Source organism: Sphingomonas sp. SP4 (assembly GCF_058313375.1).
In genome coordinates this window covers 643,833-669,245 of the sequence record NZ_JBZFLE010000002.1, presented here as the reverse complement: position 1 = coordinate 669,245, position 25,413 = coordinate 643,833, and the positions used below count along the sequence as shown (strand labels likewise).

Annotated in this window: 25 protein-coding genes and 1 tRNA gene; 17 read left to right on the top strand and 9 right to left on the bottom strand. The window is 63.9% G+C overall.

Annotated elements, in window-relative coordinates:
- The first annotated feature begins 33 nt into the window (after window positions 1-33).
- From AC4GYV_RS12680 to AC4GYV_RS12655, 6 genes are all read left to right on the top strand, one after another.
- Window positions 34-918: a diacylglycerol/lipid kinase family protein gene (locus AC4GYV_RS12680; protein WP_491101061.1), complete on the top strand. Its 885-nt coding sequence runs from the start codon at window positions 34-36 to the stop codon at window positions 916-918.
- A gap of 57 nt (window positions 919-975) precedes the next feature.
- Window positions 976-1,554 carry a hypothetical protein gene (locus tag AC4GYV_RS12675; protein WP_491101060.1) on the top strand — a complete coding sequence of 193 codons (579 nt, stop codon included), beginning with the start codon at window positions 976-978 and terminating at the stop codon, window positions 1,552-1,554.
- Window positions 1,555-1,586: 32 nt separating this feature from the next.
- Complete coding sequence (locus AC4GYV_RS12670) at window positions 1,587-2,066, top strand: DUF2721 domain-containing protein (RefSeq protein ID WP_491101059.1); 480 nt, start codon at window positions 1,587-1,589, stop codon at window positions 2,064-2,066.
- Window positions 2,067-2,108: 42 nt separating this feature from the next.
- Window positions 2,109-3,107: a class II fructose-bisphosphatase gene (glpX, locus tag AC4GYV_RS12665; RefSeq protein ID WP_491101058.1), complete on the top strand. Its 999-nt coding sequence runs from the start codon at window positions 2,109-2,111 to the stop codon at window positions 3,105-3,107.
- A 32-nt stretch (window positions 3,108-3,139) separates the two neighbouring features.
- Window positions 3,140-4,891, top strand: coding sequence for a single-stranded-DNA-specific exonuclease RecJ (recJ, locus tag AC4GYV_RS12660; protein ID WP_491101057.1), 1,752 nt, complete (start codon window positions 3,140-3,142; stop codon window positions 4,889-4,891).
- Between the two features lie 42 nt (window positions 4,892-4,933).
- Window positions 4,934-5,009: transfer RNA gene (locus tag AC4GYV_RS12655), tRNA-Glu, on the top strand.
- 3 nt (window positions 5,010-5,012) lie between these two features.
- Here the strand turns inward: AC4GYV_RS12655 and AC4GYV_RS12650 are convergent.
- The 7 genes from AC4GYV_RS12650 to AC4GYV_RS12620 are packed head-to-tail and all read right to left on the bottom strand — an operon-like array spanning window position 5,013 to window position 10,699.
- On the bottom strand, window positions 5,013-6,020 hold the full coding sequence (locus AC4GYV_RS12650) for a Gfo/Idh/MocA family protein (RefSeq protein WP_491101056.1): 1,008 nt from the start codon (window positions 6,018-6,020) through the stop codon (window positions 5,013-5,015).
- The gene (locus AC4GYV_RS12645) at window positions 6,017-6,379 is read right to left on the bottom strand and encodes a DUF423 domain-containing protein (protein WP_491101055.1); all 363 of its coding nucleotides are present in this window, start codon (window positions 6,377-6,379) and stop codon (window positions 6,017-6,019) included. The genes AC4GYV_RS12650 and AC4GYV_RS12645 overlap by 4 nt, the downstream gene beginning before the upstream one ends.
- The gene (locus AC4GYV_RS12640; RefSeq protein WP_491101605.1) at window positions 6,376-7,596 is read right to left on the bottom strand and encodes an MgtC/SapB family protein; all 1,221 of its coding nucleotides are present in this window, start codon (window positions 7,594-7,596) and stop codon (window positions 6,376-6,378) included. Before AC4GYV_RS12640 ends, AC4GYV_RS12645 begins: the two co-directional genes overlap by 4 nt.
- 41 nt (window positions 7,597-7,637) lie before the next feature.
- Window positions 7,638-8,477, bottom strand: a complete 840-nt coding sequence (fghA, locus tag AC4GYV_RS12635; protein WP_491101604.1) for an S-formylglutathione hydrolase — start codon at window positions 8,475-8,477, stop codon at window positions 7,638-7,640.
- A 2-nt stretch (window positions 8,478-8,479) separates the two neighbouring features.
- Entirely contained in the window at window positions 8,480-8,866 is a 387-nt protein-coding gene (locus AC4GYV_RS12630) for a VOC family protein (RefSeq protein ID WP_491101054.1), read from the bottom strand.
- 10 nt (window positions 8,867-8,876) lie between these two features.
- A complete protein-coding gene (locus AC4GYV_RS12625) occupies window positions 8,877-9,989 on the bottom strand; it encodes an S-(hydroxymethyl)glutathione dehydrogenase/class III alcohol dehydrogenase (protein ID WP_491101053.1) in 1,113 nt (370 codons plus the stop codon).
- 29 nt (window positions 9,990-10,018) lie between these two features.
- On the bottom strand, window positions 10,019-10,699 hold the full coding sequence (locus AC4GYV_RS12620) for a glutamine amidotransferase-related protein (RefSeq protein ID WP_491101052.1): 681 nt from the start codon (window positions 10,697-10,699) through the stop codon (window positions 10,019-10,021).
- A 46-nt stretch (window positions 10,700-10,745) separates the two neighbouring features.
- Between AC4GYV_RS12620 and AC4GYV_RS12615 the strand changes: the two genes are divergently transcribed.
- From AC4GYV_RS12615 to AC4GYV_RS12580, 8 genes are read left to right on the top strand one after another with little or no spacing between them, the layout of a single operon-like run.
- Window positions 10,746-11,510: an SDR family NAD(P)-dependent oxidoreductase gene (locus AC4GYV_RS12615; RefSeq protein WP_491101051.1), complete on the top strand. Its 765-nt coding sequence runs from the start codon at window positions 10,746-10,748 to the stop codon at window positions 11,508-11,510.
- Complete coding sequence (locus AC4GYV_RS12610) at window positions 11,507-12,316, top strand: enoyl-CoA hydratase family protein (RefSeq protein ID WP_491101050.1); 810 nt, start codon at window positions 11,507-11,509, stop codon at window positions 12,314-12,316. Before AC4GYV_RS12615 ends, AC4GYV_RS12610 begins: the two co-directional genes overlap by 4 nt.
- Entirely contained in the window at window positions 12,316-13,461 is a 1,146-nt protein-coding gene (locus AC4GYV_RS12605) for an acyl-CoA dehydrogenase family protein (protein WP_491101049.1), read from the top strand. The genes AC4GYV_RS12610 and AC4GYV_RS12605 overlap by 1 nt, the downstream gene beginning before the upstream one ends.
- Before the next feature lie 2 nt (window positions 13,462-13,463).
- Complete coding sequence (locus AC4GYV_RS12600; protein ID WP_491101048.1) at window positions 13,464-13,856, top strand: RidA family protein; 393 nt, start codon at window positions 13,464-13,466, stop codon at window positions 13,854-13,856.
- A complete protein-coding gene (locus tag AC4GYV_RS12595; RefSeq protein ID WP_491101047.1) occupies window positions 13,856-15,448 on the top strand; it encodes an AMP-binding protein in 1,593 nt (530 codons plus the stop codon). Before AC4GYV_RS12600 ends, AC4GYV_RS12595 begins: the two co-directional genes overlap by 1 nt.
- 42 nt (window positions 15,449-15,490) lie before the next feature.
- Window positions 15,491-17,629, top strand: coding sequence for a methylmalonyl-CoA mutase (gene scpA, locus AC4GYV_RS12590; protein WP_491101046.1), 2,139 nt, complete (start codon window positions 15,491-15,493; stop codon window positions 17,627-17,629).
- Complete coding sequence (locus AC4GYV_RS12585) at window positions 17,626-17,841, top strand: hypothetical protein (RefSeq protein WP_491101045.1); 216 nt, start codon at window positions 17,626-17,628, stop codon at window positions 17,839-17,841. Before scpA ends, AC4GYV_RS12585 begins: the two co-directional genes overlap by 4 nt.
- A complete protein-coding gene (locus AC4GYV_RS12580) occupies window positions 17,841-19,853 on the top strand; it encodes an acetyl-CoA carboxylase biotin carboxylase subunit (protein WP_491101044.1) in 2,013 nt (670 codons plus the stop codon). Before AC4GYV_RS12585 ends, AC4GYV_RS12580 begins: the two co-directional genes overlap by 1 nt.
- Here the strand turns inward: AC4GYV_RS12580 and AC4GYV_RS12575 are convergent, their stop codons facing one another.
- Window positions 19,854-20,321 carry an Lrp/AsnC family transcriptional regulator gene (locus AC4GYV_RS12575; RefSeq protein WP_491101043.1) on the bottom strand — a complete coding sequence of 156 codons (468 nt, stop codon included), beginning with the start codon at window positions 20,319-20,321 and terminating at the stop codon, window positions 19,854-19,856.
- Window positions 20,322-20,614: 293 nt separating this feature from the next.
- On the opposite strand from AC4GYV_RS12575, the gene AC4GYV_RS12570 reads away from it, so the two are divergent.
- Entirely contained in the window at window positions 20,615-20,872 is a 258-nt protein-coding gene (locus AC4GYV_RS12570) for a hypothetical protein (protein WP_491101042.1), read from the top strand.
- A gap of 76 nt (window positions 20,873-20,948) precedes the next feature.
- On the opposite strand, the gene AC4GYV_RS12565 is transcribed toward AC4GYV_RS12570, so the two are convergent.
- Entirely contained in the window at window positions 20,949-21,728 is a 780-nt protein-coding gene (locus tag AC4GYV_RS12565) for a CsgG/HfaB family protein (RefSeq protein ID WP_491101041.1), read from the bottom strand.
- Window positions 21,729-21,851: 123 nt separating this feature from the next.
- Here AC4GYV_RS12565 and lepA point away from each other — a divergent pair, with 123 nt between their 5' ends.
- Both lepA and AC4GYV_RS12555 read left to right on the top strand, forming a co-directional pair.
- Complete coding sequence (gene lepA, locus AC4GYV_RS12560; protein WP_491101040.1) at window positions 21,852-23,669, top strand: translation elongation factor 4; 1,818 nt, start codon at window positions 21,852-21,854, stop codon at window positions 23,667-23,669.
- A 144-nt stretch (window positions 23,670-23,813) separates the two neighbouring features.
- Window positions 23,814-25,370, top strand: a complete 1,557-nt coding sequence (locus tag AC4GYV_RS12555; protein ID WP_491101039.1) for a hypothetical protein — start codon at window positions 23,814-23,816, stop codon at window positions 25,368-25,370.
- The last annotated feature ends 43 nt before the right edge of the window (window positions 25,371-25,413 follow it).

The following is a 25,413-nucleotide window of genomic DNA, read 5'->3' as shown; positions in this document are numbered from 1 at the left end:
CGTGACAGGCGCTGCACGGTTGCGTTCGTAAGCGTGCGCGTTCCAGTCCTGATCAATCGGGGCGGCGGCACCGCCTCTGCCGATCCTAAGATCGATGAGAAGGTAAAGGAGGCCATGCAAGCCGCGGGCGTGGACGCGGACATCGAATTGTTAGACGGAGGGCAGTGCGCCGTGCGGTGCCGCGCAGCAGTCGAGCGCAACGTTCCCTTGCTCGTCGTCGGGGGCGGCGATGGGACGATCAGTGCGGCGGCTTCGGCGCTTGTGGGCGCAAAAACCTTGCTCGGCGTTCTGCCGCTCGGAACGCTGAACCATTTCGCTCGAGATCTCGGTATCCCGACGGACCTCACGGAAGCCGCCAAGCTGATCGCGGCTCGTAGCGAACGTCAGGTCGACGTGGCGGAAATGAACGACCGAATCTTCATCAACAACAGCGCTGTCGGCCTCTATCCGCTCATGGTGATCGACCGCGACCTGCAGCGGAAGCGCCTGGGCCGCAGCAAGAAGCTGGCGATGATTGTGGCTTCGATCCGCACGCTCGCGCGGTTCGGCCATCAGCGGCTGACGCTCACCGTCAATGATGAGAAGGAGCGCGTCGACACGCCGCTGCTGTTCGTCGGGAACAACGATTACCGCATCGATCTCGGGGCGCCGGGTCGCCGCGAGAGCCTGCAGGATGGGCAGTTGTGCGTGATGGTGATGCGCAAGAAGACTCGGTCTGGCTTCGTGGCCGCGAGCGTCCGCGCATTGTTCAACCGTGAACGCGACGATGATATGGAACGGATCGACGGCGTCGAGCGCCTGCGTGTGTCGAGCCGGCGCAGTGTCATTCCAGTCTCTCTCGACGGAGAGGTGATCGGTGCAACTTCTCCACTCGAATATCGTATTCGCAAGGGCGCGCTGCGCGTGATCGCACCGTAACGATCCAGGGAACTCCGGCGCTTCGGCTGTGTTCGCCGCACGACAGAGGAACGGCTTTTGGCAACAGGTGCTCGTCAGGGATGGTCGGATCGGGCGCGGGTAAGGGGTACTCGCGTCGCCGGCATTGCCATCATCCTCCTAAGCATCGGTGCCGCATTCCTTCCTGCTGGGAAGAGCATTGCATCGGACATGATCGGGGCGCTGCTGATCGCGGCAGGGTTCATTGAGCTGATCGCGGGATCGCTGCGGCGCGAGGCGCGGCCGTTCGCCATGGCGGCCGGCGCAGTAACGGCGCTTGCGGGCCTTCTCTTCATCGTGAACCCGCAGACTCATTTCTTTCCGATGGTCGTGCCGATCATCGGATGGCTCCTGATCCGCAGCCTGATCCTCGCCATCGGCAGCCGAGAGTCCCGGGGCTCGGTCCGCACCTGGACTGCCCTGTCCGCGGGAATGGACTTCCTGCTCGCGGTGCTCCTGGCGGCAGGGCTTTCAATATCCACACTCATCATCAGCTTGTTTGGCCCGACCACCGAATTGGTCGCGAGCTTCGCCTGGGTTCTCGCTGCAAGCTTTGTGGTCAACGGGCTGATGTTGCTTGAGGTCGCAAGCTGCCACGAACAGTCGGCCAGCCCTTGACCTTCAGTCCGCCGCCGATGGCATAAGGCGGCATGTTCGACACGTCGCCGACCTTTTCCGTTTCCACGGTAGCCGACATCATCCGGCTGGCCGTAGCCCCGGTTTTCCTGCTGAGCGGTATCGGCGCGTTCCTGAATGTCTGCGCATCTCGCCTGTCGCGGATCGTCGACCGTTCGCGCGATATCGAGCCGCGGCTGCTCGGAAGCCGAGGTGCTGAGCATGACCGCTGGATCGGTGAGCTTCAAATCCTCGACCGCCGGATGAGCCTGGTCAGCAAGGCCATTTTTCTGTCGGTCGTCTCGGCCGTGCTGACCTGCCTGCTGGTCGCACTCCTGTTCCTCGCCAGCCTCACCAACCGGCACTACGGCACGCCAATCGCGTTGCTGTTCATCGGATCCATGCTGACGATCGGCGCTGGCTTCACCGTTTTCCTGGCCGAGACATGGGTGGGTTCGCGAGCGGTAAGAGTTCGCAGCGAGCTGCTCCAGCACACGGTGGACGAGGACGGCTAGCCCTCCTATCGGCTCCTCATGCCGCTCACAGGGGAGTCTTCTATGTATCGCGCCGATGCTTCGTCCAGCCATATCCTCGACCGGGTCCTCGTGTTGGAAATGGTTCGGGTGACCGAGGCGGCCGCTATTGCGGCATCGAAGCTTATCGGGCGGGGCGACGAGAAGGCAGCGGACGCAGCGGCGGTCGAAGCGATGCGGGCTGCGCTCAACGAACTGCCTTTTAGTGGCACCGTGGTTATCGGCGAAGGCGAGCGCGACGAAGCGCCGATGCTCTACATCGGCGAGAAGGTCGGCTGTGCGCAGGACGACGACGCGCCGAAGATCGATATCGCGCTCGATCCGCTCGAAGGCACGACGCTGACGGCGAAGGCCGGTCCCAATGCCCTGGCGGTGCTGGCGATTGCCGAGAGCGGTGGCCTGCTCAACGCTCCTGACACTTACATGGAGAAGCTCGCGGTCGGTCCGGGCTATGCCGCTGACACGATCGATATCACCCGCTCCGTGAGCGAAAACATCCGCGCCATCGCCAGCGCCAAGGGCGTCCAACCGCATGAGATCACCGCCTGCGTCCTGGACCGTCCGCGCCACGAGGCGATTATCGCCGAGCTGCGTGCCATGGGTTGCGGGGTGAAGCTCATCCCCGACGGCGACGTCGCCGGCGTAATTGCGACGACGGACCCCGAAACCGGCATCGATGTCTATATCGGCACGGGCGGAGCGCCTGAGGGCGTTCTTGCCGCTGCCGCACTCCGCTGCGTCGGCGGGCAGATGCAGGGCCGTCTCGTATTCCGCAACGACGACGAAATCGCGCGTGCGCGCCGCTGGGGCATCGAGGACCTGGACCGCGTCTACACGCTCCACGACATGGCCAAGGGCGACTGCATCTTTGCTGCGACGGGGGTCACCGACGGATCGCTGTTAAAGGGCGTTCACCGCTCCAAGTCCGGCGTGACCACGGAAAGCGTCGTCATGCGCGCGAGCACGGGCACGATCCGGCGCGTATCCACAGAATATCACGACCTCGCGCACCGCGGCCTCTAGACCCCGGAATCCCCGAGTCATACCTTGCCGCTGTGACAGCGGCGCTGAACATCGAACGATCCATTAGCGGACAGCCATGGCGCTGGCGGCGGCCTGCAGATCCGTCGATCGGCATGGATACCCTGGTCGATGAACTACTACTCGCCCGCGGCGTTGCCCGCGACGATCTCCCGCGTCACCGCGACCCTAGAATCCGCGACTTCCTGCCCGATCCGTCCTGTTTTCAGGACATGGACAAGGGCGCGCATCGGCTCGCCGATGCGGTCCAGAAGGGCGAAACGATTGCGATTTTCGGCGACTATGACGTGGACGGCGCGACGAGCTCGGCCCTGCTCGTGCTCCTGCTGAGACGTTTGGGCGCGGAGCCGATCGTCTACATCCCCGACCGACTGATGGAGGGTTACGGACCCTCAGGCAAAGCACTTGTCGAATTGAAGGCTCGCGGAGCCGCTCTCGCGATCTGCGTCGACTGCGGCGCGCAGGCCTTCGAAGCCCTCGAAGAGGCGGCTACTGCCAATCTCGACGTGATCGTCGTCGATCATCACCAATGCGCAAGCCTGCTCCCGCTGGCTCATGCGATGATCAATCCGAACCGCCTCGACGAAAGCGAGGATGGGGCGGCACACGGCCATCTCGCCGCTGTCGGCATGGCCTTTCTCCTCGGCGTCGCGCTCCTGCGCGAGCTGAGAAGCCGGGGTTTCTTCGAAGCGCTGGCCGAGCCCAAGATCCTTGATCTGCTCGATCTCGTTGCTCTGGGGACGGTGGCGGACGTCGCTCGCCTCAAGAGCCTCAACCGTGCCTTCGTCACGCAAGGCCTGCGCGTCATGGCCGCGCGGCAGAACATTGGCCTGGCAGCCCTCGCCGAAGCGGCGCGCCTGGTGAAGCCGCCAAGCTGCCGCGACCTCGGCTTCGCGCTTGGACCGCGCATCAACGCTGGCGGGCGAGTGGGTAAGTCGGACCTCGGCGTGCGCCTTCTAACCTCAACCGACCCGGATGAGGCGCGCGAGATCGCCGCCGAACTCGACCGCCTCAATGAAGAGCGCCGCGCGATCGAAATGCTCGTCTGCGAGCAGGCCGACGAACAGGCGGCGAAGCTCAACGGTGCTCCCGTTCTTACCGTCATGGGCCAGGGCTGGCATCCCGGCGTGATCGGCATCGTCGCAGGTCGCATCAAGGAACGGTTCGGCCGGCCGGCAATCGTCATTGCCGAGGGTGAGGACGGGATGGGCAAGGGCTCCGGTCGATCGATCTCTGGCGTGGATCTCGGCGCTGCTGTGCTTTCCGCCAAGGAAAGCGGTCTGCTCGTCGCCGGCGGAGGCCACGCCATGGCAGCCGGCCTGACCATGGCGCCGGGTGGCCTCGAGCCGTTCCGGGACTTCATCAACGAGCGGCTCGGAGCGGACGTCGAAAAGGCGCGCGATGATCGGGCTCTGCTGCTCGACGCGTTGCTGGCTCCAGGCGGGGTCGCTGGAAACCTTTGCGATGCCCTGGATTCCGCCGGGCCCTACGGCGCCGGCTGGCCAAGCCCTCGCGTGGCTGCAGGCCCAGCTCGGCTGATCAGAACAAGCGTCGTGGGAGACGGCCACGTCCGCGGTCTCGCGGCGGGCAACGATGGCAAGACATTCAAGTGGATCGCCTTCCGCAGCGCAGCCAGCGAACTCGGCCAGGCGCTCCTCTCTTCCCCCGGCGACAGGCGCTGGTGGCTCGCCGGAACGATCAAGCGCGACGAGTGGAACGGCGGAAATGCCGCAGAGATGCACGTCGAAGACGCCGCACTTGCTTGACGCTGCGAGACCCCTCGCCTAACGGCTCAGCGCTTCCACGCAGGCCCCATCGTCTAGCGGTCTAGGACGTCGCCCTTTCACGGCGAAAACACGGGTTCGAGTCCCGTTGGGGTCACCACGCTTACTGCGTCGCGTGAACTTGCTTGAGCCAGCGGTCGAGCACGTCGGCGCTGCCGATCGAATCCGTCTCGGTCATCCCCGGGTAGGAAAATCGCGTCTTACCTGCCGCAATCGCCCGGTTCGCAACATCAAACTGGAAGCCGTAGAGATTGCCGGGCTCCTCGAATGGGATTTCCTCGAGCGTCCCGCTGTTGTCGTAGAGGCGAAGCGCGGTTCTCCCCCCTTCGTGGCCTGTCCCGCGCCAAAAAGTGTCCACCTCGAGGCGGCCATCATCCCCGATGATGTGCAGCACATTGTCCTGTGCTGCCGTGATCGAGCAGCTCAGGTCGGCAACGATGCCATTGGGAAAGCGGAGCAGGCAGGAGGCGAGAACGTCGACGCCTGTCGGTCCGATCTGGCCGATGCCGCATACTTCCTGGGGCTCGATGACCGCGCCGCATTGATAGCCCGCTATCAGCCGCGCCACCGAAACCGGATAGCAGCCGACATCGAGGATCGCGCCGCCACCCAGACTCGGGTCGATGAGTCTGTGGCCGGAATGGAGCCCTTCCGCGGCAAAGCCAAAGCTCGCCTTGATCAGCCGCACCCCACCGAGGCGTCCTGACTTCACGAGCTCGACGATGGACCGCGTCATCGGATGAAGCCGGTACATGAAGGCCTCCCCGAGGAACGTTCCGGCCTCAGTGGCTGCCGCGAACATCGCCCGCGCCTCGGCCGAGGACATTCCCAGCGGCTTCTCGCACAGCACATGTTTGCCGTGCTGTGACGCCTTGATCGCCCATTCAGCGTGAAAGGGATGCGGCGTGGCGATGTAGATCGCATCGACATCCGGATCCGAAAGCAGCCCTTCGTAGCTTCCGTGAATCCGCGCGCCCGGGAAGGTCGCGGCAAGCTCACGACGTGGATCGCGCGTACCGAGCGCGATGACCTGACCAGTGCTCGACTGCTGCGCGGCCGCGAAGAACTTCCGAGCAATTCCGCCCGGGCCAAGGATGCCCCAGCGGATCATTCTAGGTTAGCTGCCCGCCAGCAGACGAGCATCCATCCGGCGATCATGAACAATCCGCCCACCGGAGTGACGGCGCCCAACCACCGCGGCGCGCCAAGCGCCATTGCGTAAAGCGTCACGCTGAAGATCGCGGCGCCCGCAATCATCAGCCAGGCCGGCAGCCGCGCCCAAGGCCTATCCGATACTCCAAGCGCGAGTACCGCCAGCCCGTGCCACATCTGATATTCGACGCCGGTATGCCACCAGCCAAGCGCTTCAGGTCCGATGTGCGTGCGAAGGGCATGCACACCGAACGCTCCGAAAATGACGGCCAGCCCTGCCAGCAGGGCCCCTGCCGCGACGAGATCGCGGTTCTTCACGCGTGCAGCCTCAGTAAAGCGAGGAGGATCATGAGGGCGAGAACGACCACACTCGCGGTCATCGCCACGACAGCCGAATATCCCCGACGCCCCGCATAGGCCAAGGTGATGCCGATCTTGACGGCCATATTGACGATGATGGTCCCGGCGATCGCGATTGCGGCCAGCAAAGGTGAGATCGCCGCGGCCGACAACCCGCCCAAGGTGATGATCGCCGTATCCACATCCGTCGATCCGACGATCAGCAGCAGCACCGCGATGCCTTGCTCGCCGAACCGTCCGGCCGCCCATTTGGCAGCGACGGCAGCGAACGCCACGAAGACCACGAACCCCAGCGCCGGCAGGATGGCGATGGGATTGCCCGGCGGCGCGGGCGCGTCGCACTTGGGCGCCTTGCGATAGAGCCAGAATCCCGCGCCCCATGCGACGACGATCGCCGGCGCAAGGATGATCGCGAAGGGCACCAGCACCCGCGTTGCGAGGATGCCGATCAGCAGGAGCACGCGCAGGTACATGACCGCCGTCGCGAGGGCGATCCCGGCCGGCTCTGCGCCGCCCTGCTGCTCGCTTCCGAGCCGTTGCGCCAGCGACTGCGTGACTGCCGTAGAGCTGTAGGCGCCGCCGATCAGCGCCGTCGCGATGGTCCCGTGACGCGCGCCGAAGATGCGGTTCGCGACGTAACCGAGAAAGGAGAAGCCGGTGACGAGAACCACCACCAGCCACAGTTTCTGCGGGTTCCACGCGCCGAAGGGCCCGTATTGACCGCTCGGCAGGAACGGCAGGACGGCGCCGGCTATGACCGCATATCGTGCGAGGGCTTTGACGTCGTCTTCATCGAGCTTGTCGAGGAACCCGTGCAGCTCTGCCTTCAACGCCAGGATCAACGTGACGATCGTCGCGCCAGCTATTCCGAAGCCAGGCTCGCCGAACCCCGCGATGAAGCCGAGCCCAACCGTCGCAAGTGCGGCGATGGGAGTGGTTGCGTCGGGCTTCTTCGTCAGCTCGGGCCGATGCGCATAGCCAATCGCAAGGACGGCGACCGCGCCTGCAACCATCGCGCCGGCTGCGAACGGCTGACCAACTCGGCCGGCAAGACCTGCCAGGCCGGAAACCAGACCGACCAGGGTGAACGTTCGAACGCCCGCAATGCGAGTGCCCGACCGAAGCTCGCGAAGGTCGAACCCGCGTTCGATGCCGATCAGCAATCCGCAGGCCAGCGCCGTTCCGACGCAGACAGCCTCCCAATACCACTCGCCGATCAGCGCAGGCGCTCCGCATGCCAGCGCAGATGGTCGGCCATGAAGGTCGAGATGAAGTAATAGCTGTGGTCGTAGCCGGGTTGCAGCCGCAGCGTCAGCGCAATCCCTGCATCCGCGCACGCACGCTCGAGCAAGTCCGGCCGCAATTCCTTCTCGAGGAATGGGTCCGCATCGCCGACGTCGACCAGCAGCTCGGGGATCCGCGCGCCATCTTCGATCAGTGCAACCGCGTCATGCTTACGCCACGCACCGCGATCCTCGCCAAGATAACCTGCGAGCGCTTTTTGGCCCCAAGGCACCTGGCTCGGCGCGACGATCGGCGCAAATGCGGACACGCTTCGAAACGCATCGGGATTGTTCAGGGCGACTGTCAGCGCGCCGTGCCCGCCCATGGAATGGCCGGTGATTGCCTGTCGGTAGCCGTCAACCGGGAACTCACCCGCGATCAGCGCAGGCAGCTCCTCCGTGACATAGGTCCACATGCGATAGTTCCTGGCCCAAGGGTCCTGCGTCGCATCGACGTAGAAGCCTGCGCCAAGACCGAAGTCGTAAGCCGCAGCAGGATCGTCCGGAACGCCTTCGCCGCGCGGACTCGTGTCCGGTGCCACGAAGATCACGCCAAGCTCCGCACACGCGGCGCGATATTCGCCCTTCTCCGTCACGTTAGCGTGCGTGCAGGTGAGCCCGGACAGGTACCAGACGACCGGGAGCCTGCCGCCCTGTTCGGCCTGCGGCGGCAGATAGATCGAGAAGGTCATGTCGGTGCCGGTCGCACTCGATCCATGCTTCACGACGAGCTGACGCCCGCCGTGAGCCTTGTTCTCGCTGACGATCTCCAGCGTCACGCGTCCGCCGGGATCCGGTAATAGCCGCACAGCTTGTTGCCATCCGGGTCGCGCAAATAAGCGAGGTACATCTTGCCGAAGCCCGCATCGCGGATTCCGGGCGGGTCTTCGATCGACGTTCCGCCGTTGGCGACGCCGGCTGCATGCCAAGCATCGACCGCTTCAGGACTCGGCGCCTTGAAGCCAATGGTCGAGCCGTTGCCGTGGCTGCAGGCATTGCCGTCGAGAGGCGCACCGATGCCCAAAGCACCCTCGCGCGTCATCCACCAATCGGACTTGCCCATGTCCGTACCGGGCCTGATCCCAAGAGCGCCCAGCGTCGCATTGTAGAACTGCCGCGATTTCTCGCGGTCGCTGCATCCCAGCATCACATGGCTGAACATCCGGTCCTCCCTAGTAAACGACGACGCTGCGGATGCTCTCGCCCACATGCATCAGGTCGAAACCCTTGTTGATCTCGTCGAGCGTCAGGACGTGCGTGATCATCGGGTCGATCGCGATCTTCCCGTCCATGTACCAGTCGACGATCTTGGGAACGTCCGTCCGGCCCTTGGCCCCACCAAACGCCGTGCCGCGCCAGTTGCGCCCGGTGACGAGCTGGAACGGGCGCGTAGCGATTTCCTTGCCGGCCTCTGCAACGCCGATGATGATGCTGGTGCCCCAGCCGCGATGGCAGGCCTCGAGCGCTGTGCGCATCACTTCCGTGTTGCCCGTCGCGTCGAACGTATAGTCCGCACCGCCGTCGGTGATCTCGACGATCTTCGCGACGATGTCCTCGCGGCTCATGCCCTTCGTGTTGAGGAAGTCGGTCATGCCGAACTTGCGGCCCCATTCCTCGCGGTCGGGGTTGATGTCGACGCCGACGATCTTGTTCGCGCCGACCAGCTTCGCGCCCTGGATGACGTTGAGGCCGATGCCGCCAAGACCGAAAACGACGACGTTGGCGCCAGGTTCGACCTTCGCGGTCTTGACCACCGCGCCGACGCCCGTGGTCACGCCGCACCCTATGTAGCAGCTGGTCTTGAACGGCGCGTCCTCGCGGATCTTCGCGACCGCGATCTCCGGCAGCACCGTGAAGTTCGAGAAGGTCGAGCAGCCCATGTAATGGAAGATCTGCTGACCCTTGTAGCTGAACCGGCTCGTGCCGTCGGGCATCAGGCCCTTGCCCTGCGTTGCGCGGATCGCGGTGCAGAGGTTCGTCTTGCCGCTGAGGCACGACTTACACTGGCGACATTCCGGCGTGTACAAAGGGATCACGTGGTCGCCGACCTTCACGCTGGTCACGCCCGGCCCGACCTCGCGCACCACTCCAGCGCCTTCGTGACCCAAAATCGAGGGGAAAATGCCTTCGCTGTCAAACCCATCAAGCGTGTAGGCGTCGGTGTGGCAGATGCCGGTCGCCATGATCTCGACCAGCACTTCGCCCTGCTTCGGCCCTTCCAGGTCCACCTCGACGATCTCGAGCGGCTTCTTGGCTTCGAACGCGACGGCGGCGCGGGTCTTCATGCTTCAGTCTCCAATCTGATTTGCGGCGCCTATGCCTGTAGAAAGCATCTGATCCAACCGGCAACGCGCGCATTGTCGTTGGGAGCGTCGAGCGTTGCGATCGCCGCATCCGGGTTGGGCACGACATCGTAACGCTTCTCGATCAGCGCTTGGGCGAAGGCCGGCGAGAATTCCGGGTGGAACTGGAATGAGATCGCCTGACGGTCGGTCCAGTTGAGCGCGGCATAGGGGGTGAACGCGGACTTGGCGACGACCTCCGTATTCGGCGGCTGAACAACGACCTGATCCTGATGCGATGCTGGAACAGCGATCTCCTGCGCATCATCCATCCAGGGCGCTCGCCGGATAACGTCGTAGTGGTGCAGCCCCGCGCCCCAGCCCTTGTCGGATTTTTCGACCCGGCCGCCGAGCGCCTCTGCCATCAGCTGATGGCCGAAACAGACTCCGACCATCCGGCTGTTCTTCGCTTCGCGGACGAAGCTGCACAGCGGATCGATCCAAGGCAGCAACTCGTACACGCCGGCGGGTGAGCCGGTGATGAGATAAGCTGGGAAGTCATCCGCGTCCGCCGGAAGATCGCCGCCTTGAACGTCGAAGCTTTCGATCGCGAATCCCGGGCCGAGCATCCGCCCGAACATCGTCGGATAATCGCCATGTTCTGCGGCGAGTTTGCCGGGGGGACGCCCCGTCTCAAGGATCGCGAGCTTCATGCGCGGACGCCTTGCCACTCCGAAGCGCTTCGGCCAAGACGCAGCAATGGAAAGCGCCCTCCAAGGACGCCACGCGCTGATCACCGGTGGGGGCACCGGCATTGGTGCCGCCGCCGCCGAGCATCTCAATGCCGCCGGCGCCAGGCTCTCGTTACTCGGCCGCCGTCTCGAACCCCTGAAAGCCGTGGCCGAAAGCGTCGGCGGAACGGCGATTCAGTGCGATGTGACCGACTCAGACCGCATTCGCGCCGCCTTCGATGAAGCTCGCGCCGCCAACGGCCCGGTCGAGCTGCTGATCGTCAATGCCGGGATTGCGGAGAGCGCGCCTTTCCACAAGATGACGCGCGAAAGCTGGGATCGGATCATCGGCGTCAACCTGACGGCGGCGTTCGAATGTTCACGCGCTGCGATCGGCGACCTGCTCGACAGCCAGAACGGCCGCCTCGTCTTCATCGCGTCCGTCGCCTCGCTGCGCGGCGTTCCGTACGCAGCCCACTACGCGGCATCGAAGCACGGCCTCCTCGGCCTGATGCGCAGCCTCGCTGCGGAATATGCAAAGACCAATCTCACCGTGAACGCGATCTGCCCCGGCTATGTCGACACGCCGATGACCGATCAGTCGGTCGCGCGCGTGTCGGAGATCACTGGGCGCAGCCAGGAGCAGTCCCGCTCTGCGATCACCGACATGAACGCTAGCGGCCGGCTGGTAGACCCACAGGCGATCGGCAGTCTCGTCGCCACGATCTGCCTGCCGCTCAGCCGCGACATCAACGGCGCGGCGATTACGATCGACGGAGGGACCAGCGCGTGACCTGGGACGCCGCGAACTTCCAGCCGAAGCATTTCCTGTGGGAGTTCCAAGACGGTGTCGCGACCATCACGCTCAACCGGCCCGAGAAAAAGAATCCGCTGACGTTCGATAGCTACGACGAGCTTCGCGACACCTTCTACGACCTGCGCCAGAAGCGCGCCGTGAAAGTCGTCGTATTGCGTGGCGCTGGCGGCAATTTCTGCTCGGGCGGCGACGTGCATGAGATCATCGGTCCGCTGACCAAGATGGACCATGCCGGCCTGCTGAAGTTCACGCGGATGACTGGTGATCTGGTGCGCGCCATCCGGGCATGCCCGCAGCCTGTCCTCGCCGCAGTCCAAGGGGTCTGCGCCGGAGCAGGCGCGATCATAGCCATGGCGAGCGACATGCGCTTCGCCCAGCCCGGCGCGAAGACGGCCTTCCTGTTCACGCGCGTGGGCTTGTCCGGAGCCGACATGGGCGCATGCGCAATCTTGCCGCGCCTGATCGGTCATGGCCGGGCCGCCGAGCTGCTCTTCACCGGCCGCACGATGACGACGGACGAGGGCCTGCTTTGGGGCTTCTACAATCGCGTGGTCGAAGACGTGCTGGCCGAGACCTACGCGCTTGCGGACGAACTGGCGAAGGGCCCGAGCATCGCTCACTGCATCACCAAGAAGCAGCTCGACGCCGAGTGGAACGTGACCATCAACGAGGCGCTGGAAATGGAAGCGCAGGCGCAGGCGCGCTGCATGGATACCAACGACTTCCGCCGTGCCTACGAAGCCTTTGCCAACAAGCAGAAGCCGGTTTTCCAGGGCAATTGATGGCCGATCGCAGCTTCCTCTCCTGGCCCTTCTTCGAGCCGCGGCATCGGGAGCTGGCGGACAGTCTGCGGAACTGGTGCGAAGCGCAGCTCGACGAGCACGGCAATGATCTCGACATCTACTGCCGCCACTTAGTCGAGGAACTTGGCAGCGCCGGTTTCCTTAAGCTCTGCGTCTCGGACGCAGACAGCAGGCCCGACGTGCGCAGCCTCGCGATCGGGCGCGAGACGCTGGCTTATCATTCCGGCCTGGCCGATTTCGCATTCGCCATGCAGGGGCTCGGCTCTGGCGCGATCTCGCTGTTCGGCACGGTCGAGCAAAAGCTTCAATGGTTGCCGAAGGTCGCAAGTGGCGAGGCAATCGCAGCCTTCGCCATGACCGAACCGGAATGCGGTTCGGACGCGGCCAACATGGCGACCTCCGCCCTCCTCGACGGCAACGAATGGGTGCTGGTCGGCGAGAAGACCTACATCTCGAACGGTGGCGTCGCGGATTTCTATGTGACCTTCGCACGCACCGGCGAGGGAGAAGGTGCGCGCGGCCTCTCGGCTTTCATCGTTCCCGCCGACTCAGGCGGCTTGAGCATTGCCGAACGGATCGAAGTCATCGCGCCGCACCCGCTTGCTCGGCTGCGGTACGAAAATGTCCGCATCCCCGCCGACGCGATCATCGGCGAACCCGGCGAAGGTTTTCGCATCGGCATGGAGACGCTGAATCTTTTCCGCGTGACGGTCGGCGCCGCGGCCCTTGGGTTCGCTCGACGGGCACTCGACGAGGGACTCAACTGGGCGAAGGAGCGCCGGCTCGGCTCGGCCACGCTCGCCGAAAATGCAGTGACCCAGGCCAAGCTCGGCGACATGGCACTTGCGATCGATGCATCGGCACTCCTGATCTATCGCGCCGCCTGGCAGCAGGACGAGGGTGGGACCGACAACCGCCGCGCCGCGGCCATGGCCAAGCTCCACGCGACCGAAAGCGCGCAGAAAGTCATCGACGCGGCGGTGCAGATGCACGGCGGCGCAGGCGTTACGCGCGGGGTGAAGGTCGAAGAGCTCTACCGCGACATCCGCGCGCTCCGCATCTATGAAGGTGCGAGCGAAGTGCAGCGACAAATCATCGCGCGAGACCTGCTCAAAGGGGGATGAGCATGAAGATACTTCAACCGCCGGCATGGCCTCGGCCAAGGGGCTATTCGAACGGCATCAGCGCACGCGGGCGCATGATCTTCACCGCCGGCGTGATCGGCTGGGACGAGAAAGAGACCTTCCCGGAATACACGCTGCACGGCCAGTTCGCGCGCGCGCTGATGAATACGCTGGAAATCCTCGCTCAAGACGGCGCTGGTCCCGAGCATATCGTCCGAATGACCTGCTACGTCATCGACCGCCACGAATATATGGTCTCGCGGGACGAGATCGGCGCGGCGTGGCGCCAGATCATGGGCCCGAATTATCCGGCGATGGCGCTGGTCGAGGTGAAGGGCCTCGTCGAAAGCGCCGCCAAGGTCGAAATTGAAACGACGGCGGTCGTCCCGGACTGATGCGCGACACGTTCGTTGAAGACCGATTGCCATCGCCCGATGAGCTTCCGGAATTCCGCTTCGACCTGCCCGAGCTGCAATATCCGGAGCGGCTGAACGCTGCCGCCGAGCTGTTGAAAGGCGGCGTCCCGGACGCGCTGGCAATCGTCAACGATCACGGCCGCTGGACCTATCGCGATCTGGACGATTTCAGCGGGCGCATCGCGCGCCTCCTGGTCGATGAGCACGCCCTCATCGCGGGCAATCGCGTGCTGCTGCGCGGTCCGAACAGCTACACGATGTTCGCGGCATGGCTCGGTGTGCTGAAGGCCGGCGGCGTCGTGGTCGCCACCATGCCGCTGCTTCGCCCAGGCGAGATCGCGACCGTGATCGACCGCGCCCAAATCAGCCACGCGATCGTCGACAGCCGCTTCATCGGCGACTTCCGCGAGGCGGTCGAGCAGACGCACAGCATCAAGCACATCATCAAATACGACGGCGACTATGGACGAGGCGAATTGGAGACGCGCACCGCGTCCCTGGAACCGCTGCAAGCTGCCGACACAGATCGCGACGACCCCTGTATTATCGCTTTCACCAGTGGCACGACCGGCGTGCCGAAGGGCTGCGTCCAGTTCCATCGGGACGTGCTCGCGCCCTGCGACACGTTCGCCAAGCATCTGGTCGATCCGAAGCCTGGCGACGTCTTCCTGACCAGCGCGCCCATGGCCTTTACCTTCGGCCTCGGCATCACCCCGATGTTCCCGCTCCGCTTCGGCGCGGCTGCAGCGACGATGGAACAGGCCAGCCCCCCCGCTTTGCTCGATGCCATCGCGAAGTTTGGCGTCACCCACCTCGGCACCGCGCCGACAGCGTATAAGGCGATGTTGTCGCAGCCGAAGCTCGACGAGGCGCTCAAGACCTTGCGCTACTGCATCTCGGCGGGCGAGCATCTTCCGGAAGCCACCTGGCGCGTGTGGAAGGATCGCACCGGCATCGCGATCACCGATGGCATCGGCTCGACCGAGATGATGCATATATTCGTCTCCGCCGCGGGAGACGACGTGCGTCCCGGCTCAACGGGAAGAGCCGTGCCCGGCTACACGGCCACAATCCTGGACGCCGAGGGCAACGAAATTGACGAAGGTGTCGGCCGGCTCGCCATCAAGGGTCCGACGGGCTGCCGCTACCTCGATGACCCTCGCCAGCGCGACTATGTGCAGAACGGCTGGAACGTCACCGGTGACACCTACCGCCGCGATGCTGACGGCTACTTCTGGTACCTCGCCCGCAGCGACGACATGATCGTCAGCTCCGGCTATAACATCGGCGCTCCGGAAGTGGAGAATGCGCTGCTGTCGCATCCCGCGGTCGCGGAGTGTGCCGTGATCGGCGCGCCCTGCCCGGAGCGCGGACAAAAGGTGAAGGCCTTTATAGTGCTGGCGCCTGGTGCGACCCCTTCAGACGATTTGGTCTCCGAGCTGCAGACCCACGTGAAACAGGCGATCGCGCCGTATAAATATCCACGCGAGATCGAGTTCGTCGAAGCCGTGCCGAAAACCGCGACGGGCAAGCTTCGTCGGAGCGAGTTGCGGCAAGCACGAACAGAATAAGCGAAGCTGGAGATTGCGCGCGGGCGGCGCTAGTGCGCTCGCGTGACTGACAAAGTGTCGAAATCTGACTGGGCAACGCTCGCCGCGAAAGAATCGCGGGGCAAGGACCTGACGCGCGAGACCGTCGAGGGCATTCGCCTCGACAACGTTTACGGGCCGGACGAAGCGGCAGGCATCGACAGCGGCTACCCTGGCGTCGCGCCGTTCACGCGCGGGCCCTACGCGACGATGTATGCCGGCCGCCCTTGGACCATTCGCCAGTACGCAGGCTTCTCGACCGCCGAGGAATCCAACGCTTTCTACCGTCGCAACCTCGCCGCCGGTCAGAAGGGGCTTAGCGTCGCCTTCGACCTCGCTACCCACCGCGGCTACGACAGCGACAATCCCCGCGTCGCCGGCGACGTCGGCATGGCCGGTGTCGCGATCGACACGGTCGAGGACATGAAGCTGCTGTTCGACGGCATCCCGCTGGGCGAGATGTCCGTCAGCATGACCATGAACGGGGCGGTGCTTCCGGTCATGGCCTTCTTCATCGTCGCGGGCGAGGAGCAGGGCGTCCCGCACGACAAGCTCACCGGCACGATCCAGAACGACATCCTGAAAGAGTTCGCGGTCCGCAACACGTACATCTACCCACCCGAACCCTCGATGCGGATCGTGTCGGACATCATCGCTTACTGCGCGGCCGAGATGCCGAAGTTCAACTCGATCTCGATCTCCGGCTATCACATGCACGAAGCGGGGGCCACGGCGGTGCAGGAGCTCGCCTACACGCTCGCCGACGGCATGGAATATGTGCGCTGCGCGAAGGCCGACGGGCTCGACATCGACGATTTCGCGCCCCGCCTGTCCTTCTTCTTCGGCATCGGCATGAACCTGTTCATGGAGATCGCGAAGCTCCGTGCGGCGCGCACGCTCTGGCATCGGATCATGACCGATCTGGGTGCGAAGAACGACCGGTCGAAGGTGCTGCGCACCCACTGCCAGACGTCGGGTGTCAGCCTCACCGAGCAGGATCCGTACAACAACATCATCCGCACCACGATCGAGGCGCTGGCGGCGGTGCTCGGCGGCACGCAGTCGCTGCACACCAACAGCTTCGACGAGGCCATCGCGCTGCCGACCGATTTCAGCGCGCGCATCGCCCGCAACACGCAGCTGATCCTCGCGGAAGAGAGCGGCGTGACGGCCGTAGCAGACCCGCTCGGCGGGAGCTTCTACGTCGAGAAATTGACCCGCGAGCTGGAGGAGAAAGCCTGGGCGCTGATCGAGGAAGTCGAGGCGCATGGCGGCATGACCAAGGCGGTTGCCGAGGGCCTGCCCAAGCATCGCATCGAGGAGGCCGCGGCGGCGCGCGCGGCGAAGGTCGATACGGGCGAGACGACCATCGTCGGCGTCAACCGCTATCGCCTCGAGAATGAGCCCGAGGTTGAGATCCTTGAAGTCGATAATGCGAAGGTGCGTGCTTCGCAGATCGCGAAGATCGAGAAGGTTCGGGCTGGCCGCGACGAGGCCAAGGTGCGCGCCGCGCTGGATGCATTGGAGCAGGGCGCACGTGGCGACGAAAACCTTTTGCGCCTTAGTGTAGAAGCGGCGCGGGTTCGCTGCACGCTCGGCGAAATTTCAGATGCCCTCGAACGGGCGTTCGGTCGCTACGGCACCAAGCCCGAACCGGTGCGGGGCATCTACGGCAAGGCGCGGGCGGACGGTCGCTGGAAGGCTGCCGAGGAAGGCACCCGCTCGGTCGCCGACCGTCTCGGGCGCAAGCCGCGCATCATGGTCGCAAAGATGGGCCAGGACGGGCATGATCGAGGCGCGAACCTGGTGTCCTCGGCCTTCACCGACCTCGGCTTCGAAGTCGTTCCCGGCCCCTTGTTCCAGACGCCGCGTGAGACCGCGCAGATGGCGATCGAGAATGACGTCGACGTGGTCGGCGCAAGCTCGCTCGCCGCGGGCCATCGGACACTCATTCCGGAGATGATCGAGGCGTTGAAGGACATGGGCCGCGCCGACATCAAAGTGGTCGCGGGCGGGGTCATCCCGCCGCAGGATTATGCGATGCTTCGGGCCGCGGGCGTTCAGGCGATCTTCGGACCCGGTACGAACCTCGCAGACGCGGCAGACGAAGTGCTGCGCCTGCTCGGCCACAACCGCCCGCCGCTCGACGAGGCGGCGGAGTGAACGAGCGGATTGGGAAGCTAGCTTTCGGTATCGCGAGCTTCGCGTGGCTGTCGCTGACCCTGATCGCGTGGATCGGCTCGATGATGGGCGATTGTGCCGAAGGAAATAGCTTCTGCTTCAGTGTGCACGAACATGCACAATGGATTCTTCTGGGGGGGTTAAGCGTGCAAGGCGTCGCGACTGCTATTTACGCGTGGGTTTGGCTCCGCTGATGTTCAAGAAAATCCTGATCGCCAATCGCGGTGAGATTGCGTGCCGGGTGATCCGCACGGCGCAGCGCATGGGTATCAAGACCGTCGCGGTCTATTCCGATGCAGACGCTCGCGCACCGCACGTGAAGATGGCGGACGAGTCCGTGCGCCTCGGGCCGCCGCCCGCGTCCGAATCCTACCTGAAAGCCGATCTGATCATTGCGGCCTGCAAGGAGACCGGCGCCGAGGCTGTGCACCCCGGCTACGGCTTCCTTTCGGAACGCGAGAGCTTTGCCAAGGCGCTCAAGGACGCCGGCATCGCCTTCATCGGCCCGCCGCCGAACGCCATCGCCGCGATGGGCGACAAGATCGAGTCCAAGAAGCTCGCCAAGGAGGCGGGCGTCAACGTCGTCCCCGGCTATCTCGGCGACATCGCGACCACGGACGATGCCGTCAAGATCGCAGGCGACATCGGCTATCCGGTGATGATGAAGGCCTCCGCGGGCGGCGGCGGCAAAGGGATGCGCCTCGCCTGGTCCGAGAAGGACGTGCGCGAGGGCTTCGAGAGCGTGAAGCGGGAGGGCCTGAACAGCTTCGGCGACGATCGCGTCTTCATCGAGAAATTCATCGAGCAGCCGCGCCACATCGAGATCCAGGTGCTGGGCGACCAGCACGGCAACATTCTTTACCTGGGCGAGCGCGAATGCTCGATCCAGCGCCGCCACCAGAAGGTCGTCGAGGAAGCGCCCTCGCCCTTCGTCACGCCCGAGATGCGCAAGGCGATGGGCGAGCAGGCCGTCGCGCTTGCACAGGCGGTCGGCTACTACTCGGCGGGCACGGTCGAGCTGATCGTCTCCGGCGCCGACACCACCGGCAAGAGCTTCTACTTCCTCGAGATGAACACCCGGCTGCAGGTCGAGCATCCGGTGACCGAGGAAGTGACCGGCCTCGACCTCGTCGAGCAGATGATCCGCGTCGCGGCTGGTGAGAAGCTGGCGTTCACGCAGGACGACGTGAAGCTCAACGGCTGGGCAGTAGAAACGCGCGTCTATGCCGAGGACCCGTACCGCAGCTTCCTACCGTCGACAGGCCGCCTGATCCGTTACTGGCCATCCGTGCAGAAGCGCGACGACGACCTCGTCGTCCGCGTCGATGACGGCGTGGCCGACGGCGGCGAGGTCAGCATGTTCTACGACCCGATGATCGCCAAGCTGATCACCCATGCGCCGACCCGGCTCGAAGCCATCGACGCGCAGGTCGCGGCGCTCGACCAGTTTGTGATCGACGGCATCAACGACAATGTCGATTTCCTGTCCGCGCTGATGCAGCACCCGCGCTTCCGCGAGGGCAACATCACGACCAACTTTATCGCCGAGGAATATCCCGAAGGCTTCGAAGGTGCTCCGGCGGACGAGCAGTTGATCGAGGATCTGACGGCCATTGCTGGGATGGTCGCCGTCATCACTGACGAGCGTGCGGTCGAGATCAGCGACCAGCTAGGCGGAAAGCCGCACTTCCCGTGCGAGCGCATCGTCAAGATCGACGGCGGCGTGAGCCACCGCGTTCGCATCAAACCCTACAAGGGCGGCACCATCGCGGTGACGGACGACGGCGATCTCGTCGATATCGTTGGGCGCTGGGTGCCCGGGCAGCGGCTGCTGACGGTGGTCATCGACGGACGGCTGCGCATTGTCCAGGTCCGCCGCGTCGGCCGAAATTGGGAGCTCCAGACGCGGGGCGCGAGCCACAAGGTTCAGGTCCTTTCGCCGCACGTCGCAGACCTCTCCAAGTTCATGATCGAGAAGCCCGCGCCCGACCTCTCGCGGCTTCTCCTCGCGCCAATGCCCGGACTGCTCACCAAGCTGGACGTCGCCGTCGGCGACAAGGTCGAGCCCGGCCAACCAGTCGCAGTGATGGAAGCAATGAAGATGGAAAACATCCTCCGCGCCCCAAAGGCGGCCACGGTCAAGGCGACGCCGGCCAAGGCGGGCGACAGCCTCGCGGTCGATCAGGTCATCGTGGAGTTTGAGTAGCTACTCGACTGTCACCGGATAGGCGGTGGTCTGCTTCACTCGCTCCATCGCAAAATGTGATGAGACATTCTTGAGGGGCACGGCTTCGATCAGATCTCGATAGAAGTGATCGAAGGCCGCCATGTCCTGGACCGCGACGCGAAGCAGGTAATCGATGTCACCTGCCATGCGGTGAACTTCGAGAACCTCCGGTCTCGCAACCACGGCTCGGGTGAACTGATCGAGCCATTCAGGGGAATGATCGCGAGCTTCGACAGCCATGAACACGGTGAGCCCGAAGCCCACCGCTTCGGGCTTAACCAGCGCGACCGTCGCTTCGATGATGCCATCGGTGCGCAGCCGCTGGATGCGGCGCCAACACGGAGTTTGAGAGAGTCCAACGCGCGAGGCGACTTCAGCTACGGCGAGCGAAGCATCCTCCTGGAGGATGGCCAGGATTTTCCGATCGACACGATCCAGCTTTTTCATCGCCGCAAATTAGAAGAAACTTGCATGATCGCCAAGAGCGAGGGCAAGGACTGCGCTTTCTTCCGACCCCCTCTTGCGCAGGAAGCAAGCAAATGGGACTTCAGCACCGTGTTCGGCGGAATTGCTTGGGTACCGATTTGGAATTTTCTTCTAAGTTGGCAAGCCAGTTAAGCCGGGCGCATTCAACTCCCTAAGAACGGACGCGGCTCCGGCAGCGATGCCGGGGCCGCGGATCGGTCGGGAAGGGCGCCGCAGAGTGCCTGGGGGCAGTCACTATTCGGAGGAAAGCAAAAATGAAATCGATCAGGATTCTCGCTGTCGCGGCCGGGCTCGCGACGCTTGCCGCGTGCGGCGGCAACAAGGCGGCCGACAATGTCGACGCCAATGCATCTCTCGAAACTGAGAACCTCGACGCAGGGCTGAACACGACGGACGTGAACGCGGCCGACGTCAACGCGGCGACGGATCTCAATGCTGCAACGGACGTGAACGCCTCCAACGCTGTTGATGCAAACGCGGCCGCTAACGTGGCAGCCAACAACAGCCTTTAATCGCCTCCGCACGGGCGATGGGCGGGCACCGGAAAGGGCGCCCGCCCTCTAGCTAGCTATTACCTGTTGCAAATATTCAGCGACGGTGCGCAGGCGCCGGTGCAGCAGCCGGAATGGGCGATACGCCGCCGAGCTGCGTGACCATCTTCTTGTAAGCGTCGAGGTAGGCGAGAACGATGATCTGGCCGATCTCCGTATTCTGATAGCCGTAGCCGCCGGCCGCCCCGAAGCCGCCCCACCAGCCGCCGCCTCCGCCGAGGCCCCAGCTTAGGTCGCTCTTGCGGAAGTAGCCTTGAGTCATCGCTTCTTCCTCGGTCGTCCGGGCGTTGACCAGCGACAGAGTCACGTTCGCTTCGCCCTTCTTGACGTTAATCCCGCCAGCGATCGCGCCGACCGTGCTGCCCCAGCCGCCGAAGTGGCCGAGGATGCCGCCGATTGCGGCGCCTGCGCCGCCGCCGCCAGAATTGCGGTTGGCGGTCACGACATCAGGCTGGAGGAAGTAGTCCGCCGCCTTCACCTGGCCGCCACCCATGTTCGATCCGCGCTGCAGCTCGCCGTTCTCGGCCAGCGCCCGCTCCATTGCTCGGCTCTGCATCGCGCTTCCGCGATTGACCAGGCTGAAGCAGCCCGACTGCTGGACAAACACCTTGATGATCGCCTCGGGGCTGCCGAGGTTATATTGCTTCCACCATTCATTGTCCGAAGGGACGATGGCCAACGTGCCGATGCGGTGAGTGCACACCGGAATCTCGGCCTGGCCGCGCTGCTGGTCCTTGTAGCCGGAGCTCTGGTCGGCAAGCGCCGGAGTGGGAACGAGCGCCAGCGCTGCGCCGGCGAGGAACGCGTACTTGGTCATGTCAATGCCCCCATTGATTAAGCGACCGACGCTTAGCAAAAATTGAATCGAGGCGGAAGTTAAACAGGTCAGTTTTTGCGCATTGCTGACAGCCGCACGCCACCCTGCTAGCGCGCCCCGCAAATGCAGAAAATTGAGCGGATACGGAATTTCTCGATCATTGCGCACATTGATCACGGGAAAAGCACGCTGGCGGACCGGCTGATCCAGAAGACGGGCGGCCTGACGGAGCGCGAGATGTCGGCGCAGGTGCTCGACAATATGGACATCGAGCGCGAGCGCGGGATCACCATCAAGGCGCAGACGGTGCGGCTCGAATGGAAGGGCTATGAGCTCAACCTGATGGACACGCCCGGGCACGTCGACTTCGCCTACGAAGTCAGCCGCAGCCTGGCCGCGTGCGAAGGCGCGCTCCTGGTGGTCGACGCAGCCCAAGGCGTCGAAGCCCAGACGCTGGCGAACGTTTATCAGAGCATCGAGCACGACCACGAGATCGTGCCGGTGATCAACAAGATCGACCTGCCCGCGGCGGACCCGGAGGGGGTGCGGCAGGAGATTGAGGAGATCATCGGGCTCGACGCCTCCGAGGCGGTCCTCGCCAGCGCGAAGACCGGGATCGGGATCGAGGAGATCCTGGACGCGATCGTGGCGAAGATCCCGCCGCCCAAGGGCGACCCTGACGCGCCGCTGAAGGCGATGCTCGTCGACAGCTGGTACGACCCGTACCTCGGCGTCGTCATCCTGGTGCGGGTGATGGAGGGCGTCCTCAAGAAGGGCCAGCAGGTCAAGTTCATGGCCGCCGGCACCACGCACCTGGTCGACCGCGTCGGCTGCTTCCGCCCGAAGATCGAGCAGCTCAGCGAGCTCGGCCCGGGCGAGATCGGCTTCATCACCGCGCAGATCAAGGAAGTGGCGGAAACGCGCGTCGGCGACACGATCACCGATGCCAAAAGGCCGGCCGCACAGGCTCTTCCCGGTTTCAAGGAAGTCCAGCCGGTCGTCTTCTGCGGCCTGTTCCCGGTCGACGCCAACGACTTCGAGAAGCTCCGCGACAGCCTCTACAAGCTGCGGCTCAACGATGCCTCGTTTTCGTTCGAGATGGAGAGCAGCGCCGCCTTGGGCTTCGGCTTCCGCTGCGGATTCCTCGGCTTGCTGCACCTCGAGATCATCCAGGAGCGGCTGACCCGTGAATACGACCTGGAGCTCATCACCACCGCGCCGAGCGTCGTCTACCAGATCCATCTGTCGCATTCGAAGAACGAGGCCGCGAAGACGATCGAGCTGCATAACCCGGCCGACATGCCCGACCCCAACCGGATCGAGATGATCGAGGAGCCGTGGATCGATGCGACCATCTACGTCCCTGACGAATATCTCGGATCCATCCTGAAGCTGTGCCAGGACCGCCGCGGCATCCAGAAGGACCTGACCTATGTCGGGACCGGCAGCCACGCCCGCGCGATGCTCCGCTATGAGCTTCCGCTCAACGAAGTGGTGTTCGACTTCTACGACCGCCTGAAATCGATCAGCCGCGGCTATGCGTCCTTCGACTATCACCAGATCGGCCATCGCGAGGGCGACCTCGTCAAGATGAGCATCCTGGTCAACGGCGAGCCGGTCGACGCCTTAAGCATGATCGTCCACCGCGCCAACGCCGAAGCCCGCGGCCGCGGCATGTGCGAGCGCCTGAAGGACCTGATCCCGAGGCACATGTTCAAGATCCCGATCCAGGCCGCGATCGGCGGCAAGGTCATCGCGCGCGAGACGATCGCAGCCCTGCGCAAGGACGTGACCGCCAAATGCTACGGCGGCGACGCGACGCGTAAGCGCAAGCTGCTGGAGAAGCAGAAAGAGGGCAAGAAGCGCATGCGGGAATATGGCTCCGTGAGCATTCCGCAGGAGGCGTTTATTGCTGCGTTGCGTATGGGGGATGACGCGTAAGGCGTTGTCCGCAGGGGCCGTGGGTGAATTGCTATAACTCACAGATTAATGTAGATTATTCTTGCTCGGTGAGTCTTAGGCAAATCGAGTTTCACCTAAGACTGTTCAAAATCTGACTGCACGTGTTCTTCACGGAGGCAGGCGATGAATGTTGACCTTGGTGATGCAGACGCCGCGCTTGGCATCGCGCTAGACGTCGTTTCCGATTTTCTGGGCGAACTGATGCGCATTGGCGCCCTGTCAAATCGGCGGGAATTCGACCGTGACATCGGCGGACAGCTGTTTCACGTCACGATCTTGCTCGACCCGCCTAAGTTCGAGATGGTGACGACCGGCCCCGATGCGCCTCGTACGCGCTTGCATCTGCTTGGCACGATAGAGGCTCGTCCAGCCGCAGACCCCAATGCGACACCTTTGACCGTGCCGCTGGACGCTTTTGCTAAATTGGCCGTCGTGCTGGTGCCAGCCCAGCCCGTTGCAGAAGTGGGCTTCCGTTACGACGGGGTGGATGGAACTCCAACTGCGCCCGTCACCGCTGCAGATGTCGACGATTTCATGACGAGCCCCGAGATTCAGAACTTCCTGATGAGCACTCAACTGCCGCTTGCCGAGCCCTTGGTTGATGGGCTGAACCAATCGCGCTTTCAAGGTGATGCCAACCCACCGGCGCTTTCGGATTGGTCGGTTCAGCTGGTCTTGACCCCTGCGGCGTCTGACAGTGTCGATGCCTTCGCCATCGTCGCAGGGCCGCCGGGCTCCTCTGCGCAACCGGTGGTCACTGAGAGCTTCGTAGCCAAACTAACTGGTCTGGCGATCGCTTACGACAGGCAGTTTCTCGACATGGTGCTGAAACGCGGTGCGGACGCCAAGGTCGCATCAGGCGAGAAGATCGATGGCGCGGAGATCACATCACTCGAGATGCACATGGCCGACAGCGGCATCGATATCACGGGGCATGTCGTGCGAGCGATCGACACACCGCTCATCGATATCGCTCCCGACGTAGACATCGACTTCAACGGAATTGCGATCCCGCGCCTGGTTCGCGGCACGACTGGCATGTGGATGGACACGTCAGGCATCAATGTGGACGTCGATGACTCGGACGAGATTTTCTACGGCGCCCTGCAATGGATCCTGACCATCGGCGCCGCTGCACTTCTGTTCACGGGCGTCGGGTTTCTTGCCGCCATTGGTGTTGGCCTGTGGGTGACGCTTGTCCCATTCGTCTGGAACAAGGCGGCCCAGCTGGACAATGCACCGGGTATATTGCGCGATAATCTGTCGGCGTCGCTTGGCATGGCCCTGGGCCAGCTTTCCGAAGCATTAGGCCAAGATACGAACGTCGGTCAGCTCACTGTAGACGGCACGCCGGATTCGGTGATCGTCGTGGACGGAAACATGGTCTTCTTCGCACAGGTCATCATCGTTCCCATGATGATGATGCGCCTTCGGTCCGCAGAATATTCACACCGGCTTCGGCGGTTCGTGATCTTCGAACTTGAAGACCGCCGGAAATTCCGCGCCCAGGAACTCGCACGGCTCATCAAGGCAGGAAAGATATCCGTTTCCGGCTTCCACCAGGTAGCCGGGAAATACATCCGGTCCGACCATGACAATAGCGCGGCAAACAACCTGCTGCAGTCGTTCAAGAGCAACGAAACGCGCGAATTCGTCGTGAGGAATATGCCTGCACACTGAGCGGCGCTTCCAAATGAAACCGTCGCCCAGATAGGACGCTCCG